Consider the following 23,792-nt stretch of genomic DNA (forward strand, 5'->3'; position numbering starts at 1 on the left):
CAAATGATTTTGTGGGTAATGCCCGATGCGGGCGATAAAAGCAAAGACGTTTACGCTTCGTTTATTTCTCTTTTTAAAAAAGAAAATCCGTCCGTAGATGTTACGATGCGCGTATTCACGCGTAACGTGCTTTGGCGGCGTATGTTTACTATCAAGCATCCCACCCACGAGGAAGAAGTCCCGGATTTGATTCAAATCCCGCATTACTGGACCGCCCTTTTGGTGCGCGAAGGAGTAGCGGAAAACTTGTCGGAATTGGACCCCGGCCTTTCGTTGGCGAACTGCCTTGTTCCGCTTAAAGCGCATTGTTACCAACCGGGCACCAAGGATATTTATTCGTATCCGTGGTGGTTTGATTTGAGCGCCCTGCACTACCGGGCAGACCATTTAAAATTGGTAACTTCTAAACCGGAGCAAGACCTGGCCACTTGGGACGGACTTTTGCGTACCTGCGAAGCCTTGCGCGAGCAGTTTAAAGACGTTCCCGGCTATTACCCGATGCAAAACAGCGATTGGCGCGGTTCTCTTTCTATGCGTAATGCCCTGCCGTGCGTGTGGGGGCGCGGTTCGGATATACTATCCGCCGACCGCGGCACGACATTAGTAGGTACCAAAGCATTTAAAGAGGGTATCCGTGATTATATCAATTTAGCCCTTAAAAACTATATGCCCATTTTGCGAGAGCGCGGCTCATTAGGTACGGTTGTTTCCGGCAAGGCCAGTATGATGATTTCCCGCAAACAGGGTGTCAGCACCTTTAATGCCCGGCGCGGTATCCGCGTGCGCACGCTCCCGGTGCCTACGACGGGCGATATGTACTTTTCCTATCTGTCCGGGATGAACTTATTTATCAACACCCAATCGCAGGAAAAAAAGAACGCCTTAAAATTTATTAAATTCTGCGCCCGGCCGGATGTCCAACTGCAATATGCTTCTAAGATAGATGCCTTCCCTGCGTTTGAAGATGCCTTTGAGCAGTTTATTTTTTCTTCCACCCAGCGGTTAAGCACATACAGCAATATTTTGTCCTCTGCTCGCACCTTGCCCAATATCACCATTACGGGTACGGTTATGGAAATTTTAAAGCGCGTGCTGGCCGTGTGCGCCACGCAGATTGTAGAGGGCCGTTTCAGCCAGGCCGCCTTGGATAGGGACTTGGACTTGACCGCCAAAGAAATAGAATATTTGTTGTCCATTTACGAGGCATAGCGCTATGTTTGATAAAAAATCTTATACGCTCTATAAATTTCACAAACAGTTGAACCAGTCTTTCCAAAACAAGCGGGAACTGTTGGAGTGTGCCTTGCCCGCTTTGCGCAACTTGTTTAAATTGGACCGCGTGTACTTTTTTGATTGGCAGCAAGAGCGCGCGCTGTTATCCTTGCGTATGATGTGCAAAAAGGAATACTGTATGGATATGCAGGAAGATATTTCCGTTTTGAACGAGCCTGTTTTTTTAAAGCAACTTTTGCAAAATGGCGAGGCCGAAACAACCGATTTAAGTTATCCCGCTATTTATGTATTGGTAAAATGGCAACGCCCCAGCGTGGAATTAAAATCGGGCGAAGTGCACAGTTTTATGCAGGAAAAGGTGGGAGTGTTGCGCCTGGAACGTTTCCGCAAGAACCGCGGTTTTACACCTGAGGAAAAGGAATTAATTAAAGCCTTGGGGCAGGAAATTTCCCACAATTTGCGCAATACGGAAATTGACCAAGCCAAAAACCAGCGTTTAAATGTTTCCACCGCGCTCAATGATTTATCAACCATTTTTGCGTCCTCCCTGCGGTTAAATGACGGCTTGGAACTGATTTTAAAGGGCGTGCAAAAATACTTTCGTTTTGACCGCGTCCGGTTGTATTTAACGGACGGCGAAGGTAACAAAATAAAGTCTGTTTTGGGGGTGGATATTTCCGGCCAGGTAACCCAACAGGCGGGGGATTCTCTCCCGGCGGCCGAGCAAAACTTGCTCAAAGAGGTTTTTGACTCTGCCGCCACTTACCGCTCCACCCGCAGTATTATTTATATTCCGCTTAAAGTCCAGCGTACCAAGGTGGGCTTTTTGGCGTTTGACAATATTTTATCGCGCCGCAAAGTAGGGTATTTGGACTTTATTTCTTTACAGCAGTTTGCAACCCAAATGGCGTTGACGATTGACAACGCCCGCTTGTTTGAGCGCGTGCAGGAACTGTCCAATTACGACGAACTGACCAAACTGCCGGTCCGCCGTTATTTTAATGAAAAATTTGCCGAGGAAATTTACCGCTCCAAACGCTTTGATTTGACGATGTGCCTGATTATTATGGATATTGACTGGTTCAAGCAAATTAACGACGGCTACGGCCACCAAATCGGCGATTGGGCCTTAAAAGAGGTCAGCCGGGTGATTCGCACCAGCCTGCGCCAAACGGACGTGCCTTGCCGCTTCGGCGGGGACGAAATGGTGGTTATGCTTCCGCGCACAAATAGCGAAGAGGCCAAAATTATTGCCAAACGCTTAAAAGAGCGCATTTGCGCTATCACGCTGCCGGACCGCTATACAGACGGAAAAGCCGTCCATTTGAGTATCAGCCAAGGCATTTCCTGCTTTCCGTTTGACGGGGAAACGTCGGAAGCCCTTTTGGAAAAAGCCGACAAAGCCCTGTATGTGGTCAAGCAGAACGGGCGCGGCAGTTTTGCGGTGTACCGCGAAGTAGCCGACCAAGTGGCACAGACGGGCGACGGCGCGGATAATGCCCGTGGCTCCCAAATGCGCTAAAAAAAGTTTGATTAAATAAGGCGGTTATCCTGCGGGGGAAATTTAGGGTTTCCTGTGCCGTCATCCCCTATAAAAAACAGGGTTATTATTTTGTCATCCCCGAGCGTTTTAGTCGGGGATCTGTCGTTATTACAAAGAGAGTCATCCTGAATTTAGTTCAGGATCTACCGATTGTGTTGTTTTTAATACAGGTTGTGTTCCCTATTTTATGAATGCTTACATTTACATCCTTACCAATTCCACCCATAGCGTATTATATATTGGGGTAACCAATAATTTGGTGCGCCGGATATATGAACATAAAAATAAATTATTAAAAGGGTTTACTTGCGATTATTCGGTAAATCGTTTGGTGTATTACGAACAGTTTAACGATATTGTAGCGGCGATTACCCGAGAAAAGCAACTTAAAAATTGGCACCGGCCGTGGAAGGAAAATTTAATTGCAGGTTCCAATCCCACGTGGCGAGACTTATATGACGAGATTATTTTATAATATGGGGAATTGCTATTTTTAATAAACGGCCCAAAAGGTAGATTCTGAAACAAGTTCAGAATGACCCCTTATTTTAAGGAGTTTCCCCTTGGTGCTTGAAATGTTTTCGTCATCCCCGAGTGTTTTAGTCGGGGATCTGTCGTTATTACAAGAGGTCATCCTGAATTTAGTTCAGGATCTACCGATTGGGCTGTTTGTTGTGGCCGTTTGATGTGCTATTTTTAAAGTGTTCTTATATCAAATTTGCCGTTAATTAAATTAGGGGATGGTGCCATTTCCCTAATAAGACGGGGAAAAATGCAAAAAACAGTTGACATTTGCCCCAAAAGTTGCAAAAATTTAAGAGTATAGGTTCGGCGTCTGTTTATTTTTATAATCAGCCGCCGTTCCGTGCGCATTGTTTTTGGCGCGGAAAAGATTTGTAAAAAATATAATTTTTAGACGGGAATTAAGTCCCCAAATGGATACATACACAATGAATAGAATTAAAAGTTTAATCCGGGTTTTATCGGGCCGGACGGTGCTTCGCGCCGTTTTGGCTTTGTTGTTAGTCGCGGCTTGCTCGCCGCTGTTTGCCCAACGCGCCGACGTAAGAAGCGCAGGGGTGTATTATGCTGATACCGCGCCGACGGGAACGGCAACGAGCGAGGCCCAACAACTCTATTGTAACTGGGGCACCGGCGTTATTTCTACCGACAATAACCGCAGTTTTACAACCACCTCGGCTCCGCAGTCTAACCAAAACAGTACAGATCCGTGGGTGAGTTCGGCTTTGATTGAGTATGATCAGCCGTATCCAAATACTACGGTTAATGATAATAAATACCCCAACCATTGTTTAGCCTTGTGTATGCAGGTAGTCTGCACCAACAGACCTATGGCCCAGGCCACTTATTCTATTGCGTTTCCGTTGCAGAATATTTCTTTTGATATTGTTAAATACTATAACGGCAAAAATATTAAAGATGCGGAAGGCACCCCGGCTATCCGCTCTATTGATTTATATCCGGATATCAACAATAATACCGCTAAATGTGGTTCTTATCGTTGCCCGGGTGGGCCGAATGACGGGTACACTTGCACCGCTCCTCTTTATGAAAAGCGTGGTAATAAATGTTATAACTTAGGCACCACTACCGAGGCGTCTGGGCAATGTAGTGATACATTAAGCGCAGGTACCAGCGGAAACTGCGCCAATAAGAACTGTAACTATATTATTTTTAACAATGACGGGCAGCCTTCTGGCTCGGAAATTCCTTTCTGCGCCGCGTGGGACGGTTCTTACGATATTGCGGGCGAATTTGGTAAATCCAATGGGGATTTTGCCTTCCGCGCCACCGTGGCGACGGACTTCCCCGGCGATAACGTAGCCGTAGATAAAATTGAATTTAACTCCACGATTGCCTACCCCGGCGAAAACCAAATCCCGATACAGGTGGACGTAACCAACGTACATACCGTGCGCAGTACTCCTACCGTGGTGGGGGATATTACCGCTGTGCCGGCCCAACCCTACACCTTTGCTTATCGTTTGAGCAAAGACGCGGATGTTCGTATCGCTATTTTGGATGCTTCTAGCGATGACAGTAAATCCTATGGCACCAGTGCTGCTAGCACAATTACGGGTGAGAAGCAAATCGTTCGCACCTTGGTTGATTGGCAGCCGCGCGTGGGCGAAGGTATAAAAGGGGTGGAAAGCGATAAACAAATTGTAGAGTCCGACTCGTGGGACGGTCGCAGCGACAGCGGTATGCTCCTGCCCGCGGGCAACTATATTGCGGCTATCCAAGCCAAAACGCAGGACGAGTGGCCGGGCATTGATTTCTCCCGCGCCGTTACGCGCCAAGTTTCGTTGGACCCCTTGAAGTTGACGGATATTGCCGTTACGGGTCTGAACAAAAAATCTACGGCGTACGCTTCTATTAGTTACGTTCCGACGGAAGCGTCCAAAGTCTATTGGAATATTTACACGCCCGGTACCACTTTTGCCGGTACCAACTCCGGCACGAATACGATTAACACCAATTCCTCCCAGCCTACGGGTATGGCCCCGAAGCTTGTAGATGGAACTGGTACTTTGGTATATAGTTCTGCCGAAGACCGCACCAGCCGTATGAACTTTACCTCTAAGTGGGACGGCCTGTGCGGAGCATTAGATGCTAACGGACAACCGACTTCTTGCACGCGCACCTATGCCAAGAACGAAAAAATGTCCACCGGCATTACCTGCCCAGATGCTACCTGCACCGAACAGTTTGCTTATGGTGCCCCGATGCCGGACGGCAACTATGTATATGTGCTGTGGGCGGAAATTCCGTACAACGGCTGCTATTACAATGCCTTGGGCGGCACTGCTAATACCCCGAGATTTGATGCCGGGGTCGCTTGCGCGGCCAGCGAAGCCAACAACAATAAACAATTTACGGGTGTAAAAACCCTCAGTTACTACACGGGTCAGGTGGCTATTGAACGCGGATTTGTGGATATCACTATCCAGCCGGTCAGTTATTCCACCGTGGGTTCCAGCCCGACCGCTTACGGTTTGGACCCGTTCATCTTTAAATATTCTATCGTGCGCGAAGCCAATGTGGTAGCCAAAGTTACCAACTCGGCGGGCGTGGATGTGAAATACTTAACGCCCAAAACCGGCATCACGCAGGTTGCCCAGCAGATGAATACGCTGTCTTGGGACGGGCGCGACGACCAAGGCCGTATGGTAACCCCCGGTACTTATATGTTTGTAGTGGAAAGCAAGGACGCTATGTTCCCGGCGGTAACCAACAAAGCCTCGGCTGTGTTCCCGGTGGATATGTACCGCGTGGTGGATGTAGCCACTACGGATGTATATGGCGATAGTGCTGCCAAGGCTACGATTTCCTATATGTTGTCCAAGGCGATGAACGTACAAATCAACATCTATAATAAAGATGTCGTCATCCCCGCCTACAACACCAAGGGTGGCGATTACAGCGATTTTGTGGTAAATGCCTCTACCTGGGCGACGGGTTACGCCGCCAACTTGGCGAGTGTAGATGTGTACGAAATGGGTGTAACCACTCCGTTTGCGACATTGACGAATCCTGGTATTGGTACGAATACCACCCTTACAGGTACGGCTAACCCTTATACGCGCGATACGGTAACGGTGGTGGAAAACCCGAACTATGTGGTGGGTTCCACGGTTACGACGGAACTGCAATACTATGTAACTTTGAAGCGCGAAATCGGTACGCTCTCCACGGGTGTAACCTCTTGGCCGCCCCGTATTTGTAACAAAACGACGGATGTCGCTGTGTTTGCTACGGCAGGCTATGTGGACCCGGCCCAAGTAGCGGCGCAAGATACTAAATGTATCTATGTAAACGATACCACTTTTACCAACTACCCGGCCAATGCCCAAGATGCGGCCGCAGGTAAGTTGGATGTGCGTTTGCAGCCGATTAAAACCTTTGACCGCACCTCTACCAAGACGGGCGACGGCATTATGATTACCGAGGAGTGGGATGCGGTGTCTTTCTACAACCCGACCTCTACCCAGCAGCCCGGCGCGTGCAAAGGCAAAACGAATTTGAAAGACTGCCCGTACGAAACGGTGCCGGACGGACAATATCCGTTCTTTATCTCTGCCCGCTCCAACGAACCGTTTGACCGCTATTATGCGCAGTCCGGCGAGACATATACGGAAAACGGTGTGGCGAAGAATTATATCGTCGGCGCTCCGTTTAAAACTCCTGCCGAAGTAAAACAGGAACCTTTCTGGTACGCTACGGATAAGGTGTCCAGCAAGATTAATATTACCCGCGGTTCGGTGTATTTCTTGGACGGCTCTACAACGGTATATCCCAATGCCCCGCAGTTGTTCAATGCTTCTACTGGCCCGGTGTTTATCCCGCCGTACGAAATTGATTTCTCCGTTTCCCGCGCGGCAACGGTAGAGGTCGCCATTGTGGCCTTGAAACCCAATATGTGCTACGACACTACCGGCAAGTTGACCGAGCGCAACGCCGCCGCCGGAGCGGTATGCAAATACCTTTCCACTACGACGATTGCCAATACGGGCAATTTTGACCCTAACACCGTGCGCAAAGTGTATTGGGACGGTACGGATAATAACGGTGTTTACGTCAAGCCGGGCATTTACGAGGTCCGCTTGATTGCCAAAAACTACCCGGATCCGCACCTCTATCAAGAAACGGTTAAGGTTATCCGCATTAATGCCGACTTGTTAAAAGTGTTTGACCTCTTGGAAGCGGACGGTTATGCGCTTAACCAACGCGATACGGATATGAAGATTGGTTACCAGATTTCCGTTCCGATGAAAGTGGCTATCCAAATCTTTAAACCCGGTACCACGATTTACGATTACCAAAAGGGCACCTTGCGTAACCCCACGACGGGTACGGAAGTGAAAGATATCCACGAAGTATTGGTAAAGGCTATTGTGGGTATCCGTCCCGCCACCACACTTATTGAAGAAGTGTGGGACGGCCGCGACTATGCCCAGCAGGAAGTGCCGGACGGTACATATCCGTTCCGCTTCGTAACGGCGCTTGATTCCGCCGATATTGACAGCGTAACCGGCGAAATTTTAGGCTCGGATGATACCTCGGCTGATGCCGCCAAGTGGAGCATTGAAAAAGTGGCCGATACTTACCAGTATCAAAACTTGCACAAAGCCACGGTAGCCATTGGCGACGGACGCTTTGTCTGCGAAGACTGGGAAAAGACAGTATTCTTCTATCCGAACCCGTTGCGCGTAGCCAGCAAAGGTACGCTGGAAATTACCAAAATGCCGGTGCCCGGTACGGTATCTATTAAATATTTCAACTTGGCGGGCGATTTGGTGCGCGATAGCAACTATACCTGCGTGGATGCCAACAACTACCAGGTAACTATGGGCAGCAGTTTGCAGTTCAACCCGGATAATACACCGGAAGGCTCTGTAAAACTGGATAACGACGGTTTGGATGCGTTCCCCAATATCCGCAACGCAGCCCTGCGCTGCAAATGGGATAGAACCAACCAACACGGCAAAAAGGTTGCCCGCGGCGTGTATTTCGGCCTGGTAGATTTTAGAGCCCAAAACGGCCGAGAGCATTGCCAGAAAGTTGTAAAGATTTTGGTTCCGTAACCTAACAGCCCTTGGGGCAAAACCCCAAGGGCCTGCGGACATTGTGCCGCTAGTGCCGTAAATAGGGCCGGGTGTCCGGCAACAACAGATTTATGAATATAAAAATAAAAGTTTTAATTGCTTGTTTAACGGTCGGTCTTTTAAGCGCAGGCGCACAGGCGGAATCTATCAATTCCAATGCCGGTACTAGCGCGAGCGCGTTTTTAAAGATTGACGCCGGCTCCCCCAGAGCCCAGGCATTAGGTAATGCCTATGTGTCTATTGCGGACGGCCCGGAAGCCTTGTTCTGGAACCCGGCGGGTGCCGCTTCTGCCTCTACGCGCGAACTCCAATTTGCGTATTTGGACTATTTACAGGGTTATAAAGCGCGCACTTTGGCTTATTTGCAGCCTATTGGCAAAACCATTATCGGTGTAACGCTGAACTATATGGATATGGACGGATTTGATTTTCGCGGAGATCGTGGGGAATTACAGCCCGAAGTCGGTGTTCCGGTGCAGAACTTTGTGGGCGGTCTTTCTATTGCCCGCGGATTCTTCAACCAAAAACTCCAAATCGGTGGTACGGCTAAGTATATCAGCGAAAAATTGGATACCGACCGCTATGATAACGTCGGTTTTGATGTAGGGGCCAAGTTGCGCCTTGTCAACTGGTTAGGGCTGGGCGGTGCGCTCGTAAACATTGGCGATAAAGAAGAAATGCCGCGCGGTTTGCGCTTGGGTGCCGATTTGAATACCCGTTATTTTACCGTGTCCGGCGAATATATGAAATACCGCGACGATAAAGCCCGCTATGGCGTTGGCTTGGAAGTGCACATCCCTGAGGATATGCTTCAAGTGGCCCGCTTTGATTTGCGTGTAGGTTACTATACCCGCACGAATACGGGCACCAACGAAAAAGATTCTTGGGTGGGCGATTTAGGTCTGGCTGAAACCTCTAAGGTTTCCTTCGGGTTCGGTATTTACAGTTCCGAATTGTTTGGTTACGGGGCGTCTATTGATTATGCCGTTACGCCGTTTGGCGCGCTGGGCACCTCGCAGCAGATTGCATTGGCTATCCAGTTTTAATGTATGAAGAACACCTATGAAAGAAAAACTTTTTTAAACAAAAAGGGCCAAACTGCGGTAGAATATATCGTAACGGCGGCCGGGCTTTTAACGGCTCTCATTTCTTTCTATGTGTTGTATTCCCATTTGGTGCCGCAGCAGTTTGACCAAGGGGCTAAAATAATTTTGTCGGATTATGATGCAAATTAAATTTTAAAAAATCAGGAGGACGTTATATGAAGTTTATCGTTGCTTTACAAAACAAAATGGACGCCCTGAAAGCGCAAGCTTTGGGTTGCCTGAAAAAGAAAGAAGGGCAGAACACGATTGAATATGTATTGATGCTCGTCGTGGTCGTGGGTGTAGCCGGTTTGGCCGGTGTGCTCATTAAGAAGTTTATGCCGGATTTGTTTGACCAGGTAAAAAACAAAATCACCGGCAGTATGAACGAAATGTAATTTGGAGCCGTATGAAACTTTTTCGTAGGAAGTGTGGGCAGGTAACTGCGGAATTGATGCTGATTTTGCCGGTATTTATGCTACTGATTTTCTTTGTGCTTGAATACGGCAACATTGCATACCACACGATTATTATCAACCACGCTTCCTATGAATTTGCCCGTATCGGCTCGCTTGTGGCTGTTAAAAAGCCCAGCGGCAGGCCGGACAGAACGGTCATCACGCAGAAAATAAACCACGCAAAAACGCGGGTTTTTGGCTCAGATGCCGGACGGGTGGGGGTAAACGTAAAGGTGGAAACTACCGGCGTGGACCCTATGTACAGAAAGCACCGCCACGAGGACGTAATTGTAACGGTAACGTATCCTGTGCGGTTAATCTTCCCCGGTACCAGTTATATTCTGGCCACCGAACCGCGGCGCGAAGGGATGCGCCGCATACAATCCGTTACCCGTATGCCGATAGAAAAAGCATATTTAAGTTCGGATACGAAATAGATTTGACTTATTAATTTTTAAAGCAGTTTTAAGGAGACGAAATGAAAAAAGGAATAATGCTTCCGTTGGTGGTAGCCATTTTGGCGGCCATCGTGTACGCGATGATTGTCAGCAGTGCGGAAAAGAAACTTAACGCGTCCAAAAACATCCAACAGGTTTTTGTGCCGATTCGCGACATTAAGGAGCGCGAAGTGATTAAGCGCGACTATATTAAGCCTGTTCCCGTGCCGGCCGCTTATTTGCAGAAGGATGCTTTCACTTATGCCACGCCCGCTGATTTCAAATCTATTGAAAATGCCGTGGCGCGTATTCAAATTCCCAAAGGCAACCAGATTTCCAAGTATGCCGTAACCTCGCTGTCTCCCGAGGCCGGTCTGTCTAGCAAAATCCCGGTGCAAATGAGAGGTTTTGTGCTTACCAATGTGCCGATATCCACCGCCAGTATGATTAAGCCGGATGATAACGTGGATATTTTGCTTACGTTTGAAGCCACAATGAAGAGCGGCCAACGCCAAACGGTAACGGTTACCCTGTTGCAGAACGTAAAAGTGTTGGGTGTCGGTTCCGACTTGGGCCAGGGATTAGATGCTAAATCCGCTAGCGCAATGAAGAGCAAAGAAGACGATGCCGCCGCCTATTCCGACCAGACGGCCTTGTCTTTATCTCTGTCTCCGCGTGATGCGCAGTATTTGGCCTTGGCGCTTGCCCAGTCTGACGGGGCGGTAACGGTTATCTTGCGTTCGCACGGCGACGTAACGAACTACTTGATGGAAGTAGCCACTTTTGAAAAATTATTTCAATAAATAGGACAAATCAATGATGAATAAAAAGTTTATCTCAAAAGTTTTTCTGACCGTCTTGCTTTTAGGTGTGCTGTTGCCGTCGGGCGCGTTTGCCAAACAAACGCGGCTGGTGGCGGTCAGCGCCGACGTGGTGGAAATCAGCGGTACGATGCAGAGCGTAAAAGGTTTCTCTTGGAACCAACTCTTTGACTTTGAAGAGGCCGCTATCCCCGGTGTGCTGTCTTTGGGTGAGTTTGAACGCAAAACGGCGGTTGCTACCCGCTTGCGCTTAATGGAAACCGAAGGCCGCGCCCAAGTGCTTTCCAACCCGAAGATTGTAACGTCTTCCGGCAATGCCGCCAAAATCAACGTAGGCGGCAAAATCCCGATACCGGTGGTAAACAACCAGGGGGTTGGCTCTCAGTTGGAAGAATACGGCATTTTGCTTAACGTCTTGCCTACGATTATGCCGGAACGCAACAACCTGATTGACTTGCAGGTCCAGTTGGAAGTTTCCACCGTGGACTATTCCAGAACTGTGGTAATCGGTACGGCTACGGCCCCTTCCTTTACGAACCGCAATGTGGAAACACACGTTGAAATCAACAGCGGTGAAACCTTGGTAATTGGCGGCTTGAAAAACAGTGCGCGCAACGTGTCCGAGGACCGCGTGCCGTTCTTGGGCAAAATTCCGCTTATCGGTTTATTGTTTAAGAACAAAGACGTAACCGAAGAACAACGCTCGCTCTTCCTGTTTATTACGGTTGAAATTGTGGAATAGTTTTTATGGCAGAAGAACAAGACACCCCCAAAAATGAAGCAAAGATTATCGCTTTTGCCGGCCCGAAAGAAGGCGCCGGCAAAACCACGCTTGTACTGAACCTGGCCTTGGGTTGGGCCGGTATCCAAAAGCGTCCGGTGCTGATTGTACCGCTGGACCCTTTGGCCCGTCAGGAGCATAGTTTCTATTTGGATATCAAAAAGCCCGTCAGCGTGTCTGATATTTTGCAAACGCTTGGCAATACCTCTATCGCTGTGGTGGGGGGGTTGCTCCGCGGTAAAATTTCTATGTCCCAATGGGGCGTAGGGGTGCTGCCTTTGGGCAATACGCGTGCGCAGGTGTCTGCCATCAGCCCGAAAATTTTAATCCCGATTTTATCCCGTTTATCACAAACCTTTGATATTTTCTTGGATGTGGAATCCAGTTTCCCGATGCAGGCGTTTTCGTTTGATATCGCGGACAAGATTTTTTGGGTGTCGCAAGCCACACGCACGCACTTAAATTCCACCGTCCAACTTTTTAACGATTATAAAGAACAGCATTATCCTATGGACCGCGTTAGCATTATTTGCAACGCATATGATATGCCCGGTTCTATCCCTTACGAAGAAGTGGAACGCTTCTATTCCTCCCTTGGCCGCGAAATGGACGTGTTTTTGCCGTGGGACGAAGACGTAATGGCAACTGCCAACCGTAAGGAAGTAGAAATTATTACCAATCCGCAATCCGAGTGGGTAAAGGGCTTGCGCCTGGTGTTGGCTAAAATCCGCGATTTGAAACCGGCCCCCAAAGATTGGGTCGCTTCCGTTTCTGACGAAGAATTTGCCCAAGCCTCCAAAGAAATTTGGAGCCCGGTGCTCTTTGACGACGGCAAAACCACGACGGCAGAGAGTCATATTGCCGAGCCGGAGGAGGAAGCCGGAAAAACGAAGTTGTCTTTCTGGGACGATTTAAAACAAAAAATCCACAAAGAAGTGGTTCATACGCTGGAAATTGAACACATTGTCGTCAGCGACGAAAGTTCCGCCAGTGCGCAGACACGTAAGCGCGTGGCCGCGATTGTAGATGATATCTTGCAAAAGCAGCCCAACTTGCAGTTCTCGCGCGACCAGAGAACGCGTTTCTCGTCGGAATTGTTAGACGAAATTTTAGGTTTGGGTCCGTTGGAAGTCTTAATGCGCGACCCGGCCGTAACCGAAATTATGGTCAACGCCTTTGATAAGATTTTTATTGAACAAAAAGGTAAGTTGACCTTAACCAAATACAAATTCCGCAATAACGAACAAGTGGTACAGGTGATTAAACGTATTGTGGCTCCGTTAGGCCGCCGCATTGACGAATCCGTACCGCTCGTGGACGCCCGTTTAAAGGACGGTTCCCGTGTGAACGCTATTATCGCGCCGTTGGCTGTTTCCGGCCCGACGCTGACCATCCGCCGCTTCTCCCAAAAGCCTTTCGGCCCCGAAGATTACTACCGCTTTGGTACGATTAGCCCGGAGTGTATGGCATTTATTGAAAAATGCGTCCGCATCCGCAAAAACATTATTGTCTGCGGTGGTACGGGTACCGGTAAAACTACCTTTTTGAACGCCATTTCCGGTTATATTTCCCATAACGAACGTATCATCACCGTAGAAGATACCGCGGAACTTCGTTTGCAGCAGCCGCACTGGGTATCTTTGGAAAGTCGTCCGCCAAACGTGGAAGGCAAGGGTGCTATTACAATTCAGGATTTGGTAAAAAACTGCTTGCGTATGCGTCCTGACCGCATTGTGGTCGGGGAGTGCCGCGGCGGCGAAGCGTTAGATATGTTGCAGGCAATGAACACGGGTCACGAAGGTTCTCTGACCACGATTCACGCCAACACGCCGCGCGACGGGGTGTCCCGTTTGGAAGCAATGTGTATGCAGACAGGCGCCGATTTGCCGATTTATGTAATCCGCGAAATGATTGCCTCCGCCGTCAACTTGATTGTCCAGTTATCGCGTTTTTCGGACGGTTCCAGAAAGGTAACTTATATTACCGAAATGCACGGTCAAAAGGATAACGAAATCCAATCTACCGACCTGTTCCGCTATGTGCAGACAGGCGTGGACGAAAACGGCAAGGTGCAGGGTGTTTTCGCGCCGACAGGCGAACTGCCGACCTTCTTTGGAGATTTTGCGGCCAAAGGTCAGCCTGTGGACAAAGAGGTATTTTTGAAGAACGCCGTGCCGGTCGGCCCGGACGGAGACCCGGACTTAAACGCTGTGCACCGTTTGCAGGCTCAAATGGCCGCCGGAAAACAAACTCCGCCGCCACCGCCAGCCCCGGTTAAAGCATAAAATTTTAATAAAAAGAAAAAGGATTATGACGAAGAAAATTCAAGTGTTGTGTTTGGCCCTTATGTTGCTGTCGTTTTTATGTGCGCCTGCCAGCGTGCTTGCCCGCGCGCTTAATAAAAACGACCGCGCGCGCATCCAATGCGCCCAGGAAAAAATGCGCATTATGGCGGAATTTTTTGACGTCAGCCTGCCTGCCGATAAAAAGGTGTATAAACTGCCGGAGCAATGTGGTGGGGCTGCCGGTAAAGTGGTGCAAATGCCAAAGTGGTTTGCTTCTGAACTGGCGCGTATGGATAAAAACAAGGTTATCTATGTGCCCAACGAAGGAACATACAGCGAGGTGGACTTGTGGCGCCAGGCTTTTTCCAATGTGTACTATTTTTTGGACCGTGCCGATAAGTCTTTGGACCCTACACAGCCGGTGGTATTGGACCAACTGTCCCGCGGGTTTGTCAGCGACCGTATCCGTTTGGTGGCGGCCTTGGACCGCTTGAATAAAGACTTGCTGCGCGGCAAACAGCCGCTTATTATGAAGGATAGTATGGAAGGCCGTGCGCGCTCTATGCTTTCCACATTAGAACTGATGAACAGCGAGTTTTTCAGCACGATTGAATCCTTTTCCAGTCCTATTTCCCAGCGTGAAAACAAATACCGCCAGTCCGTTATCGGCGTAGTGGTGCTTTCCAATCACCTGTTTTCCCAATTTTTTGCGGCGCCTATCCCTGCCTATCCGCCGAAACCCGATATTTACAAAACAACCGCCGCAGAACGCTTTATCAGTTTGATTATGGTGTTGTTGGGTTCTGCCCTGGCTGGTTTTGCCGTGTACTTGTTGTTGGACGGCAAAAAAGATACTATTGCCAAATTAACGGCCGATTACCGCCAAAAAAGCGTGGCTTGGGCGGAGGATTTTAACCGCCAATTCGTAACCATTGATATCAAATATATCGTATTTGGTACGGTGGGCTTGTTTGCCCTGTTTGGGCTGTTCTTGGGGTTAATGGTAGGCGGCTTCTTTGGCGTGTTTGTGTTCTTAATGGTGGTGCTGATGGGGGCTTTTGTCAGTATCCGTATGCCGGCGGCGGTGTTGGACGCACTTAAAAAGAGCCGCGGTAAGCGCGTTAATAAACAATTAATGGATTCCCTTATTTTGCTTTCCAACTCTTTACGCTCCGGTATGGATATTGTACAAGGGTTTGAACTCGTGTCTAAGGATATGCTCCCGCCAATTGCCGATGAGTTCGGTTTGGTGGTAAAAAACTACCAGTTGGGTACTCCCTTTGAAAAAGCCTTGGACGGCCTTTCCGACCGTGTGGAAAGCCGTATGCTTTCGTATATCATCAAGGCTATTATTATTCAGCGCCAGGTCGGCGGTAACTTAACGGTTATTTTCGCCCGCTTGGTGGAAAACATCCGCGAAGAAAGCAAACTGGAAGAAAAATTGCAGGCAATGACCGCCCAGCAGAAAATCCAGTCCATCGTGGTCAGTATTATGCCGTTTGTGATGATGCTGGTTATGTTTATCTTCAACCCGTCGCAAATGATTTCATTCTACACCAGCCCGGTGGGAATGTTTGTATTCTTATTCTGCGTCATTTGGATTGGTATCGGTATGAAGGTACTTAAAAAAATGGGAGAAGTGCGGGTATAATTATGAACAGTTTAGCGTTTACCTTAGGGCTCAATTTGTTGCTGGCGGTGGGGATGTTTGCCGTATTCTTGACGATTTTCGGCTTGCTGGCCCCTAAACCCAAAAAGGAAGAAATTGTGGACGTGGCTGTCCGCCGCTTTAAATCCACTTCCAGTTTTGCGCGTTTGAAACCGGAAGAAAAAATTATGGACCGCTTGGCCGTATTCTGCCTGCATAACTTTCACTTGGAAAAAAGTTTGGAAGAGTTGCATATGCAACTGGGCAGCCCCGATAACCCGCAGCCTGTGGATATTTTATATACTAAAATTATCGCTTCTTTGGCTATCCCGGCGGCGATAATGCTGTTGTTTCAGGCCGTTTGGCCGGTTTTCTTGGTACCGCTTTGCTTTATGGTGCCGGATGTGTTGCTTAAAAGCAAAATCCAAAAACGCCAGGCCGAAATTTTGGGTAACTTTTCTACGACGGTAGATTTGGCGGCCCTGATTATTGAATCCGGTTTGGACTATTTGACCGCTTTTGAAAGAATTATCAAAATTGCCAAAGAAAAAACGATTTTGGAAGAAGAACTGGAAAAGACGATTAATGAAATTAAACTGGGGTACTCCCGCAGAGAGGCATTGGAACGCTTTTCCGCCCGCACGGGGGTAGCCGAGGTTCGTTCGTTAGTCAGTTTGATTATCCAGTCTGATGAACTCGGTACCAGTTTGGTAGATTTGTTGCGCAACTTCTCGTCCGACCTGCGCTCCCGCCGTTTGAGCCGCGCCGAAAAGTTGGCCGCACAGGCTTCTACCAAAATGTTGTTTCCGTTGTTTATGTTCATTTTCCCGACGATTTTTATTTTAATTTTAGCCCCGATGATTAGCGGTTTGGTCAGCGGCGGCGCAGGTTTTTAGAGGATAAACATATGAAAAAATATTTCACCTTGGCATTTGTTGTAGCCCTTGCCCCCGCGTGGTTGCAAGCGGCCAATACTTTCCGCAAGGAAATTCCCGTCCGCCAACACGGCAAGGAAGAGGGAATGTTGTTAGATTTGAGCAAAATTTCTATGGGCACCTTGAACGACGTGGAGGAGAAAAAACAGTATCTTTCCACCGTCCAACTGGAAAAACAGCGCATCCAAAACTACACCTTGCGTATGGTGTATGAAAATGCCTATCTCCTCTATAAACGCGGTGATTATCAGCGCGCGCAGGAAATGGCCCAAACCATTTTAAGTATTGACCCAAACTTTAAACAGGCCCAAACGCTCGCCAAACAGGCCAGCCATATGGGCACTTACGGCACGACCTCGGAAGCCGAAGTGATTGAGGCTAAATTCCAAGAAACCATCCGCCTTTATGACAGCGGCCGCTTGGTGGAAGCCAACGATAAATTAAACGAAATTTTGACGATTCAGCCCGGTAACTCCAAGGCCCAGGCTTGGAAGCGCAAAATTGATTACGATATTGCCAAAGAATATACCCGTCGCGGCGACGAAGCCTATAAGAACGACAATTATCAGGCCGCTTTGGATGCTTGGTATAATGCCCTTTTGATGCGTAAGGACGACCCGAAACTCGTATCCAAAATTGCTGAAACGGAAAATAAATTGCGCAAACAGCAGGTGGAAGAATCTATGAAACAAGCCCTGGAATTTTATAACAAGGGCCAGTATGTGGAATCTTACGCGGTGTTTGAACGCATTACAAAAATACAACCTGGCGATCCTCGTGTGCAAAAATATATGTCCCAGTTGAAAAACGAAATTGCCGCGGGTTATTATCAGGCGGGCAACCGCTCGTATAATGCCAATCGTTTTGACCAAGCCGTTTCGTACTGGACGAACGCTAAAAAATGGGGCGCTGATACAACGACGATGGACGGCCTCATCAAGCGGGCCCGCAACGCCAAGGAAAACCATTTGCGCGTAAAACAACAGCAGGCGCAACTGGCTGTTACCAAAGCGGAACAGGCCGCTAAAAAGGCGGAAGATGCTGCTAATAAAGCCGAACAAAAGGCAGAGGAAACCTTGCCGGAACAACCCGAAACCGTGATGGTGGACGGCAACGTGCCCGGTATGACGGGCGGAACGGTTATCCCGGGTGCGGCTACGGGTGGCATCGGTTCCTCCGTTGGCACGGTGGGGGCGAACGAAACCCTGCCCACCTTGACGGGTACGACCACGAATCCGGTGTCTGCCGAAGCAAGCGCTGCATCCCGCGCTAAATTTATTGAAGGGTTGGATGCGTATAACCAGGACGATTATGAACGCGCCCGCCAGGCTTGGATTGTGGCTAAGCAACTGGATCCGGGCAATAGCGATGCGGACTTGGGCTTGCGCAAATTGGAAGAATTAATGAAATAGGAGTTCTGCTTTTGATATGAAACTGACATCTAAATGGCTTTTGTGGTTCGTTCTGGTAACGGTGTATGCGTCTGTTATCGGCGGGCTGTTCTATTACAATTTGTTTAAATTTGTTTTTGATAAAAAACTCCAAAACGAAATGGTGGAAATGGTCCGTTTCCGTGCGCCGTCTTTGGTGCAGTGGCTGGCTTCCCGACCCAAGGGCGCGGCTACCTTCCGTGAGGCCGAAATTATGAAGGGTCTCCAACGCAACGATAACCGTATCCGCAGTTTGGTGTATTTGAACTACGACGGTTCTATCCGTTGGCACGAAAACACCAAGTTTTTAGGTATGTCGTATGCCGATTATAACGCGTCCGTGGGGTTTGATTCCAATGCCGCTGTTCAAGCGATTAGAGACGGTCTCCCCCGCGCCATTTTAACATCCAGCGGCGAATATTACGATATGGCTATTCCGCTTTTGGCCAAGGGTAATGCCGTGGCTGGTGTGGTCAATGTAACCGTATCGCGCGAAAATGCCCAAAAATTGATTCAGTCCTCTATGGTGCGCTATGCCTGCGGGGCGTTTATTATGATTTTGCTCATCGGCGGTGTGCTGTATTTGTTCCTGCTGCTTAAAATTATTCGTCCGTTGGGGGCTTTAAAAGATAGTGTGGATGCCGTTTCGCTTAACAATTTAGCGCTTTCGTTCCCTCCGCGTAAAGATGAAATTGGCGGCGTTGCGCAGTCTGTTTCCAGTTTGCTCGTTAAAATCCGCGAGGATATTAAGAGTATGGAAAATGTTGAAATTATGTCGCTTGAAAAGGAACAGCGTTGGTGGAAAACCATTTTGGCCGTAACGGTGCCGAAAGGTTCCCGCGCGTTGGTTATTGACGAAAACAACAACATCTTATATACTAATTTTGAACTCAAAGTGCCGGGCAAAGAAAAAGTGCACTTGTTGGATATTTTTGACGGCCGCCAGCAGGAAATTATCCAGGTTGTGGGCGAAGCGCTTGAAAACCCAACCAAGGTTTTGCGCGGCACGGTTGTCAATAAAAATGTAAAATGTTTGGTAAAAGCCGTTCAACTGCCTGACGATGCCGGTAAGAACCGCATTGTGCTGGTATTGGAACCCGAAAAATAAGATTTAGGAGAAGATATGAAAGTAGAAATCAAAAAAATTAATATTTCAGCGTTGTTGTTTTCTGTTTTTCCATTGGCAGTATTTGTGGTGATGCTGTTAAGCGCGTTTATGGAAATATTCAATCCCGACTTTTCCTTTACGGTTGCCTATGTAATGGGTTTGATTATGCGCGCTATCCAAGGCACTTTGTTGTTCTTGGTGTCGTCGGTGTTGTTTGCACTGGCTTACAATTTGTTGTGCTCTATCGGTATCCGTGGGGTACACGTAGAGTTGGAAGATAAATAAAAAGGAGAGCAAGGGTTAATGAAAAAACTTATTGCCATTTTAGTAGTTTGTGCCGTTGCGGGTGTTGCTTTTGCCGCTCCGGCCAAAAAAGCGGCCAAAACCGCTAAAAAAGCGCCTGCCAAGGCTGAATTCGTCATCATTGAATCGGATGAATACAAAGCGGGTCAGGAAGATCCCCAACTGACTGCCGGTATCGCCCAGTTTTTGGAAGCGGAGCCTGCTGTAACCAAGGTATCTTATAAAGATGCTGTTTCCAATGAAAAATTGGCTGGTTTGGATTACAGTTTCTTGCCGCTTTATTTGATTAAAAAGACTGATGCTATCCGCGCCAAATTGGAAAAACACCTGCAATACGGTTATGCCCAAGAAAATGCGGACTACATTATCTTGCCGCACCAAACCCGCCAAGGTGTGTTTAACAACAAAACCCCCAAACCGGGCGTAATGGAAATTTTTGTAATGTCCCAGTGCCCCTACGGCGTAATGGCTGAAAACTTGGTTATCCAAGCCCAAAAAGACGGCAAAATGCCCGCCGGAAAAGATATCCGCGTGCGCTATATCGTCAATTACAGCGACAAAGACGGTTTTTCCAGCCTGCACGGCTCCGGTGAATGGGAAGAAAACATCCGCCAACTGTTAATTGCCAAATACTACCCGGAAAAATTCTGGAAATATTTGGAAATCCGCAATAAAGACTACCGTTCCAGCCGCTGGGATAAAGCGATGGACGAAGCCGGTATCAACTCCAAAAAAATTATGAAGAAATTTGATACCGAAGGGGTGGAATTGTTGAAGGCCGAAGCCAAATATACGCAGGAATACGGCATCAATGCTTCCCCGTCCTTTGTATGGGAAGGCAAAGTGCAGTTGGACTTCGGTTCCGCCTCGGAAATTGAAGGCTTTGGGTTCTTGAACCCGAACGCCGCCAAATCCGGTGCGGCCGCCGCGGCTCCTGCCGGCAGTTGCTAAACTGATTTGAATAAAATACGGGGGCAGGGAAATAACTTCCCGGCCCCCGTTTTGCAAAGTACCCGGGCGGTAGGCCCCAGGCTTACGGCCCGGATATTTTGAAGATAAATGCTGATTCTATGAAGACAAAAGGAAGTCTGTTTCGCGGGTTATTTTCTAACGCGGTTTTTGTGCTGATTTTAATTTCCATTGTGCCGATGTTCGTTATCGGGTATCACTTAATGGATGTAAACAGCCGCGTGCTGAAAAATGAAATTTCACAAAAGCAGCAAACGGTAGCCAGCCGTTTGGCGGCGGCAGTACGCTTTAACATTACCCACAGTACGCAGTATTTTTCCGTCTTTGTGGATTTGCATACCGATTTTGGCGGACATAATTTCATCAACGCCGCTGACTTAAAATACCTGCGCCGCAGTAACCCGTCCGTTTTGTACTTGGCGGCCTTAAACACGGAGGGAAAGTTATTGCTTTCTTCCGGGAAACGCGCAGAAAGTGTAAATTGGACGCAGGAAATAAAATCTGTTTTGCAAGCGTGCGTAAAAGAGCAAAAACCGTATTACCTGGGCGGGGTATATCCTTCCACAGACGGGCTTTTTATGCTGATGGCTTTTCCTATCCGCCAGCACCTAAACGACCGCCGCGTATCGGGCGTTTTGGTGGCGGAAACAGGCCTTGCGGAACTGGGGCAGACGCTGTTGCAGGTGTATCCGATGGATATGAACGCGTTGATTGCCACGCAGGAGGGGCAAGTTATTTCGTATAACGGGGCTCCCGGCGGTCTGGCGGCCGAACCGCAGCCGGAAATGACGGACCGTGTATTGGAAATAAAAAAGTTATTAGGCAGTTCTTCCAGTAAGGAAATTAAATTGTCTTCCGGTGAAAAGATTTTAGTGGCGGAGGCCGATTTGCCGATTTCCGGCTGGCGCGTGTATGTGGACCAGCCGGCCGACGTAACCGTACAGTTATTAAAAGAAAGCACATTTCACTCGTTGTGGGACGTTACGGTAATTGTTTTGATGATGTTGCTGTTTGTGGGAGTGGTGAGTTATTGGGTAATTAAACCGATTACGCGCCCCTTGGAGCGTTTGCGCCGGGCCGCGGTTAAACAGCGCGAAAACGGCGATTATGTGGTGCGCCCGGAGGATTTGGATATCCCAAATAACGAAATTGGTGAACTGGCGCAGGCATTTGTGGATATGTCGGGTGCGTTGCATACCCGCAGGCAGGAATTGATTGGCGCGCAGACGGAACTGGCTCAAATGAACCAGGCTCTTGAAAAGCGCGTAGAGGAGCGCACCCACGAGTTAAAGGCTGCCACGCGGGAGTTGGTTAAATCCGAGCGTTTGGCCGCTATCGGACAAATGGCCTCTATTATCAGCCACGAAATCCGCAACCCGCTGGCGGTTATCAGTAATGCTACCCGCCTAATCAAAATGCTGGTGCGCACGCCGGATGCCAAGTTGCTTAAACAGTTTGGCATCATTGAGGCGGAAATTAAACAGGCCAACAGCATTATCAGCGAGGTTTTGGGGTATGCCCGCACGCGCGATTTGATTTTAAGTACGATTGATTTGAACAGTTATTTGCGTGAAATTCTGCTTTCATATCCGTTTATCCCGGGTATTACGCTGAAAGATGAGTTGGACCCGGAATCGGTGCGTATTAAAGTAGATGCGGAAGAAATCAAACAGGCTATCCGCAACATTGTTTCCAACGCTGTGGAAGCAATGAACGGCGGCGGAACGCTGACCGTGGGTACAAAAGTAGGCCGCCGCGTGGTGTGTATTTATATCGCCGATACCGGCCCCGGCATAAGTGAGGAAGTGCGCCATAAAATGTTTGCGCCGTTCTTTACCACAAAGGCCCGCGGAACGGGGCTTGGCCTGGCCGTGGTAGGCAAGGCTATCGGCCGCCACAAGGGTAAACTTTTTATTCAAAGCGAAGCGGGCAAGGGAACCTGCTTCCAGATTTATCTGAAAATTTATAAAAAACCCGGAGATACGAGTTATGGAGAAGCAAGTTAAAATTTTAGTAGTGGATGATGACAACAACCTGCGCGAAACACTGGTGGATTTGTTGGAAATTGAGGGTTATAAAGTCTATCAGGCCGGCACGGCGGCAGAGTGCTTGGAATTGTGTTCCAACGAGTTTTTTAACGTGATTTTAATGGACTACAACCTGCCGGACGAAACGGGTATGGAACTTATCCGCAAAATCCGCTCTTTTAACCAAGATACGCAGATTATTATGATTACCGCCTATGCTTCGTTAAATGCCATTATGGAAGCAATGCAGGAGTCTGTTTACGACTTTTTGATTAAGCCGGTGGATTTTGATTATTTAAAACGCACCATTAACCGCGCTTTGGATAAATATTTCTTGGAACAAAGCAACAAAGAATTGCTTGCCCAGTTAAAAACGCGCAACGACGATTTGGACCGCTTGAATAATATGAAGTCCAAATTCTTTTCCATTGTGTCGCACGACTTATCCAACTCGCTGATGACGCTTAAAATGAGTTTTGATATGCTCAAAAAGAAACTCACGCCGGACGACGACCAAAAGAAAAAAATGATGTTTATGGACGAATCCATTGGCCAAATTGAGCATTTGATTAAGGACTTAGTGGACTGGGCCGCTATTGAAAAGGGCAAACTGCGTATTGAAAAAGCCCGCTTTGAACTGACGGAAAGTTTAAAAAAGACGGCGGAAATTTTCCGCGCCAAGGGGGCCAAGCGCAATATCCGCGTTACCTTTGAAAGTTGCGGAGCGGTACCGGTATTTGCCGACGAGAAACGCGTCCGCCAAGTTATCTCTAACATCTTGGAAAATGCGGTCCGCCACACGCCCGATAACGGCACGATTGAAATTGTCGTTAGCAAAATAGATGAAAAAAATGTTAAAGTGTCAGTAGCGGACTCTGGGGACGGTATTGATCCCCAGCAGGCGCCCAATTTGTTTACCAGTTTTACGCAAGTAGGCGACAGGAGCCGCGTCGGCCGCTTGGGATTAGGTTTGTCCATTGCTAAGGATATCGTCGTAAACCACGGAGGGCGCATTTGGGCCCACAGCGAGGGCTTAGGGAAAGGGGCTTCGTTTAACTTTACGTTGCCTATTATGAATTCGTAACATTTTACAATATACAGG

19 protein-coding genes are annotated in these 23,792 nt (G+C 48.3%); all 19 read left to right on the forward strand.

What is annotated here, in order from left to right:
- Nucleotides 1-3 precede the first annotated feature (3 nt).
- The 19 genes from ACZOTW_RS02855 (at nucleotide 4) to ACZOTW_RS02945 (ending at nucleotide 23,774) form a co-directional block, all read left to right on the forward strand.
- Nucleotides 4-1,209, forward strand: a complete 1,206-nt coding sequence (locus ACZOTW_RS02855) for an extracellular solute-binding protein (protein ID WP_177748255.1) — start codon at nucleotides 4-6, stop codon at nucleotides 1,207-1,209.
- A 4-nt stretch (nucleotides 1,210-1,213) separates the two neighbouring features.
- Complete coding sequence (locus ACZOTW_RS02860; RefSeq protein ID WP_177748253.1) at nucleotides 1,214-2,755, forward strand: sensor domain-containing diguanylate cyclase; 1,542 nt, start codon at nucleotides 1,214-1,216, stop codon at nucleotides 2,753-2,755.
- Nucleotides 2,756-2,963: 208 nt separating this feature from the next.
- A complete protein-coding gene (locus ACZOTW_RS02865) occupies nucleotides 2,964-3,251 on the forward strand; it encodes a GIY-YIG nuclease family protein (RefSeq protein WP_428055408.1) in 288 nt (95 codons plus the stop codon).
- A gap of 475 nt (nucleotides 3,252-3,726) precedes the next feature.
- On the forward strand, nucleotides 3,727-8,382 hold the full coding sequence (locus ACZOTW_RS02870) for a hypothetical protein (protein WP_483997435.1): 4,656 nt from the start codon (nucleotides 3,727-3,729) through the stop codon (nucleotides 8,380-8,382).
- 92 nt (nucleotides 8,383-8,474) lie between these two features.
- On the forward strand, nucleotides 8,475-9,449 hold the full coding sequence (locus ACZOTW_RS02875) for a PorV/PorQ family protein (RefSeq protein WP_177748245.1): 975 nt from the start codon (nucleotides 8,475-8,477) through the stop codon (nucleotides 9,447-9,449).
- 3 nt (nucleotides 9,450-9,452) lie between these two features.
- Complete coding sequence (locus ACZOTW_RS02880) at nucleotides 9,453-9,638, forward strand: hypothetical protein (RefSeq protein WP_428039491.1); 186 nt, start codon at nucleotides 9,453-9,455, stop codon at nucleotides 9,636-9,638.
- Nucleotides 9,639-9,664: 26 nt separating this feature from the next.
- Nucleotides 9,665-9,886 carry a hypothetical protein gene (locus ACZOTW_RS02885; RefSeq protein ID WP_177748238.1) on the forward strand — a complete coding sequence of 74 codons (222 nt, stop codon included), beginning with the start codon at nucleotides 9,665-9,667 and terminating at the stop codon, nucleotides 9,884-9,886.
- Between the two features lie 11 nt (nucleotides 9,887-9,897).
- Nucleotides 9,898-10,383, forward strand: a complete 486-nt coding sequence (locus ACZOTW_RS02890) for a TadE family protein (protein WP_177748235.1) — start codon at nucleotides 9,898-9,900, stop codon at nucleotides 10,381-10,383.
- Nucleotides 10,384-10,424: 41 nt separating this feature from the next.
- Nucleotides 10,425-11,186: a Flp pilus assembly protein CpaB gene (gene cpaB / locus ACZOTW_RS02895; protein WP_483997436.1), complete on the forward strand. Its 762-nt coding sequence runs from the start codon at nucleotides 10,425-10,427 to the stop codon at nucleotides 11,184-11,186.
- A 13-nt stretch (nucleotides 11,187-11,199) separates the two neighbouring features.
- Complete coding sequence (locus tag ACZOTW_RS02900) at nucleotides 11,200-11,946, forward strand: type II and III secretion system protein (RefSeq protein WP_177748228.1); 747 nt, start codon at nucleotides 11,200-11,202, stop codon at nucleotides 11,944-11,946.
- A 5-nt stretch (nucleotides 11,947-11,951) separates the two neighbouring features.
- Nucleotides 11,952-14,270, forward strand: coding sequence for an ATPase, T2SS/T4P/T4SS family (locus tag ACZOTW_RS02905; protein ID WP_428037700.1), 2,319 nt, complete (start codon nucleotides 11,952-11,954; stop codon nucleotides 14,268-14,270).
- Between the two features lie 25 nt (nucleotides 14,271-14,295).
- On the forward strand, nucleotides 14,296-15,921 hold the full coding sequence (locus ACZOTW_RS02910) for a type II secretion system F family protein (protein ID WP_177748225.1): 1,626 nt from the start codon (nucleotides 14,296-14,298) through the stop codon (nucleotides 15,919-15,921).
- Between the two features lie 2 nt (nucleotides 15,922-15,923).
- A complete protein-coding gene (locus tag ACZOTW_RS02915) occupies nucleotides 15,924-16,814 on the forward strand; it encodes a type II secretion system F family protein (RefSeq protein WP_177748222.1) in 891 nt (296 codons plus the stop codon).
- Between the two features lie 11 nt (nucleotides 16,815-16,825).
- Nucleotides 16,826-18,265 (forward strand): tetratricopeptide repeat protein, encoded by a 1,440-nt coding sequence (locus tag ACZOTW_RS02920; protein ID WP_428037699.1) that lies wholly within the window; start codon nucleotides 16,826-16,828, stop codon nucleotides 18,263-18,265.
- A 16-nt stretch (nucleotides 18,266-18,281) separates the two neighbouring features.
- A complete protein-coding gene (locus ACZOTW_RS02925) occupies nucleotides 18,282-19,391 on the forward strand; it encodes a HAMP domain-containing protein (protein ID WP_177748216.1) in 1,110 nt (369 codons plus the stop codon).
- Between the two features lie 15 nt (nucleotides 19,392-19,406).
- Nucleotides 19,407-19,676 carry a hypothetical protein gene (locus tag ACZOTW_RS02930; RefSeq protein WP_177748213.1) on the forward strand — a complete coding sequence of 90 codons (270 nt, stop codon included), beginning with the start codon at nucleotides 19,407-19,409 and terminating at the stop codon, nucleotides 19,674-19,676.
- 18 nt (nucleotides 19,677-19,694) lie between these two features.
- Nucleotides 19,695-20,645 carry a DsbA family protein gene (locus ACZOTW_RS02935; protein ID WP_483997437.1) on the forward strand — a complete coding sequence of 317 codons (951 nt, stop codon included), beginning with the start codon at nucleotides 19,695-19,697 and terminating at the stop codon, nucleotides 20,643-20,645.
- 119 nt (nucleotides 20,646-20,764) lie between these two features.
- A complete protein-coding gene (locus tag ACZOTW_RS02940) occupies nucleotides 20,765-22,669 on the forward strand; it encodes a sensor histidine kinase (protein ID WP_483997438.1) in 1,905 nt (634 codons plus the stop codon).
- Complete coding sequence (locus ACZOTW_RS02945) at nucleotides 22,653-23,774, forward strand: sensor histidine kinase (RefSeq protein WP_177748205.1); 1,122 nt, start codon at nucleotides 22,653-22,655, stop codon at nucleotides 23,772-23,774. The genes ACZOTW_RS02940 and ACZOTW_RS02945 overlap by 17 nt, the downstream gene beginning before the upstream one ends.
- The last annotated feature ends 18 nt before the right edge of the window (nucleotides 23,775-23,792 follow it).

Source organism: Candidatus Avelusimicrobium sp. (genome assembly GCF_056976295.1).

Bases quoted from the DNA above. Each gene is read 5' to 3' on its own strand.
- ACZOTW_RS02910 (WP_177748225.1), top strand. From the start codon at position 14,296: ATGACGAAGAAAATTCAAGTGTTGTGTTTGGCCCTTATGTTGCTGTCG.
- ACZOTW_RS02930 (WP_177748213.1), top strand. From the start codon at position 19,407: ATGAAAGTAGAAATCAAAAAAATTAATATTTCAGCGTTGTTGTTTTCT.
- ACZOTW_RS02885 (WP_177748238.1), top strand. From the start codon at position 9,665: ATGAAGTTTATCGTTGCTTTACAAAACAAAATGGACGCCCTGAAAGCG.
- ACZOTW_RS02890 (WP_177748235.1), top strand. From the start codon at position 9,898: ATGAAACTTTTTCGTAGGAAGTGTGGGCAGGTAACTGCGGAATTGATG.
- ACZOTW_RS02905 (WP_428037700.1), top strand. From the start codon at position 11,952: ATGGCAGAAGAACAAGACACCCCCAAAAATGAAGCAAAGATTATCGCT.
- ACZOTW_RS02900 (WP_177748228.1), top strand. From the start codon at position 11,200: ATGATGAATAAAAAGTTTATCTCAAAAGTTTTTCTGACCGTCTTGCTT.
- ACZOTW_RS02855 (WP_177748255.1), top strand. From the start codon at position 4: ATGATTTTGTGGGTAATGCCCGATGCGGGCGATAAAAGCAAAGACGTT.
- ACZOTW_RS02860 (WP_177748253.1), top strand. From the start codon at position 1,214: ATGTTTGATAAAAAATCTTATACGCTCTATAAATTTCACAAACAGTTG.
- ACZOTW_RS02880 (WP_428039491.1), top strand. From the start codon at position 9,453: ATGAAGAACACCTATGAAAGAAAAACTTTTTTAAACAAAAAGGGCCAA.
- ACZOTW_RS02875 (WP_177748245.1), top strand. From the start codon at position 8,475: ATGAATATAAAAATAAAAGTTTTAATTGCTTGTTTAACGGTCGGTCTT.
- ACZOTW_RS02920 (WP_428037699.1), top strand. From the start codon at position 16,826: ATGAAAAAATATTTCACCTTGGCATTTGTTGTAGCCCTTGCCCCCGCG.
- ACZOTW_RS02870 (WP_483997435.1), top strand. From the start codon at position 3,727: ATGAATAGAATTAAAAGTTTAATCCGGGTTTTATCGGGCCGGACGGTG.
- cpaB (WP_483997436.1), top strand. From the start codon at position 10,425: ATGAAAAAAGGAATAATGCTTCCGTTGGTGGTAGCCATTTTGGCGGCC.
- ACZOTW_RS02940 (WP_483997438.1), top strand. From the start codon at position 20,765: ATGAAGACAAAAGGAAGTCTGTTTCGCGGGTTATTTTCTAACGCGGTT.
- ACZOTW_RS02945 (WP_177748205.1), top strand. From the start codon at position 22,653: ATGGAGAAGCAAGTTAAAATTTTAGTAGTGGATGATGACAACAACCTG.
- ACZOTW_RS02935 (WP_483997437.1), top strand. From the start codon at position 19,695: ATGAAAAAACTTATTGCCATTTTAGTAGTTTGTGCCGTTGCGGGTGTT.
- ACZOTW_RS02915 (WP_177748222.1), top strand. From the start codon at position 15,924: ATGAACAGTTTAGCGTTTACCTTAGGGCTCAATTTGTTGCTGGCGGTG.
- ACZOTW_RS02925 (WP_177748216.1), top strand. From the start codon at position 18,282: ATGAAACTGACATCTAAATGGCTTTTGTGGTTCGTTCTGGTAACGGTG.
- ACZOTW_RS02865 (WP_428055408.1), top strand. From the start codon at position 2,964: ATGAATGCTTACATTTACATCCTTACCAATTCCACCCATAGCGTATTA.